Annotated in this window: 2 protein-coding genes; both read left to right on the top strand. The window is 48.3% G+C overall.

Features of this window, described 5'->3' with window-relative positions; translation table 11 throughout:
* Window positions 1-1,483: aldehyde dehydrogenase (NADP(+)) (locus tag VN105_RS27195; protein WP_325646193.1), on the top strand; the 1,483-nt coding region annotated here is incomplete at its 5' end.
* 21 nt (window positions 1,484-1,504) lie between these two features.
* Window positions 1,505-2,124 (top strand): proline racemase family protein (locus VN105_RS27190; protein WP_325646191.1); only part of this gene is annotated, 620 nt, incomplete at its 3' end.

The following is a 2,124-nucleotide window of genomic DNA, read 5'->3' as shown; positions in this document are numbered from 1 at the left end:
GAATCAACCACAAGAATTTTTAGATGACCGGGTTTGCATGGCGGTCGAGGCATTTCAATTTTTGAAATCTACCACGATTGCTGTGCGTGCTGCTTTTATGCATGCTGTTGCTGATAAAATTGAGGGATTAGGCCCTGAATTGTTGGACACTGCCCATGCGGAGACGGCACTTCCTTTAGCCCGGCTCACAGGAGAGAAAGCGCGTACGGTAGGGCAGTGGCGCAGTTATGCCAATGCGGTAGCGTTAGGTATCTATACCGAAGCCCGCATTGATTTGCCAATTAGTGAAACAGGTAAAAGTGATATTCGGAAGTTTAATTTGGGGATAGGGCCAGTAGTGGTATTTGGAGCGAGTAATTTCCCATTTGCCTTTTCAACGGCTGGCGGTGATACGGCAAGTGCGATCGGCGCAGGATGTCCGGTGATTGTTAAAGGACATTCCGGGCATACCCGAACGTCGACTTTGATGGCTGATGCGATCACCGCGGTTATCAAAGATTATGGCTGGCCGGAAGGGGTGTTTATGCATATTCTAGGGGATAATGTCATAGGAACAGATACGAAGATAGGGGCCTATCTGACTGCTCACCCAAGAGTTAAAGCGGTCGGATTTACCGGATCATACTGGGGGGGAAAAGCCTTGTTTGATATTGCTAATCAGCGCGAAGAACCGATCCCGGTGTTTGCCGAGATGGGGAGTGTAAATCCGGTGTTTGCCTTTTCACAGCTGTTAGAGGATCGCGCTGAAGCACTGGCCAAGGAATATGCGGCTTCGTTGACCTTGGGTGTAGGACAGTTCTGTACCAATCCCGGGGTATTTATAGCGGTAAAAGGCGATGGTCTGGAGCGTTTCAAAAAAGCGCTGGCATCGGCCATCCTTGCTACTGCACCGGCTACAATGCTAAACACGGGCATCTATGCGCATTTTGAAAAAAATAAAGCGACTTTAAGCGGACAGGCTGAGGTAACCATGCTCGCAGAATCAAGTGTCGAAGCCGTTCAAGGGCAGGGCCGTCCCAGAATCATCAGTACCTCAGCATACAATTTTTTAAAAAACCAGGTATTGAGCGAAGAAGTATTTGGCCCTTTTGCTGTCCTGGTGGAAGCTGAAAATGCGGAGGAAGTACTGGCAATTGCGCGGCAGCTCAAAGGACAGCTAACCATTACCATTGCAGCGACAAACGAAGATGTGCGGGTACATCAGGAGATTTTCAATGTGGTGAAAGATAAAGCGGGACGGCTGCTGTTTAACGGTATGCCAACCGGGGTAGAGGTGGTCTATGCCATGCAGCATGGCGGCCCTTTTCCTTCCTGTACGGATCCGCGATTTACCTCTGTCGGACCGGATGCGGTGAAGCGTTTTGTACGCCCCTTAGCTTTTCAGAATTGGCCTGATGAATTCCTGCCAGTGGAGTTGAAAAATGAAAATGCATTGGGCATCGTACGTATCGTAAATGGTAGTGCGACAAAAGCAAGTATTTAAGACATTTTTGTATAGCAACTGATGAAGAAAACATTTTTTTGTATCGACTCCCACACCTGTGGATGTCCGGTGAGGTTGGTCGCAGGAGGAGCACCGGTGCTGCAAGGGCATTCGATGATGGAACGCCGGCTACATTTTATAAAAGAATATGACTGGATTCGTAAAGGATTGATGTTTGAGCCGCGTGGACATGATATGATGAGCGGGAGTATGCTTTATCCGCCTATAGACCCCAACAACGATACCGGCGTACTTTATATTGAGACGAGTGGATGTCTTCCGATGTGTGGCCACGGGACGATCGGTACGGTGACCATTGCCATCGAAGAGGGGCTGGTAAGACCTAAAGTACCTGGAAAGCTCCGTCTGGAGACACCCGCAGGCTTGATTCTGATTGATTATGTACAAGATGGGCCAAAGGTTAAAACCGTGAAACTCACAAATGTCAAGTCTTTTCTTTACAAAGAAGCGCTTAGCGTCGTATGCCCGGATTTGGGAGAGATTATTGTCGACGTTGCCTATGGCGGAAATTTCTACGCCATCGTTGACCCTCAGAAAAATTTTAGGGACATCAGTGATTTTTCGGCGAGCCAGCTCATTCATTACGGGAAAATTATTCGCCGCTTACTCAATGAGAAAAC

This window comes from Chitinophaga sp., from assembly GCF_035564935.1.
Classification (GTDB): Bacteria; Bacteroidota; Bacteroidia; order Chitinophagales; family Chitinophagaceae; genus Chitinophaga.
This window is presented reverse-complemented; position numbering and strand designations above follow the sequence as displayed.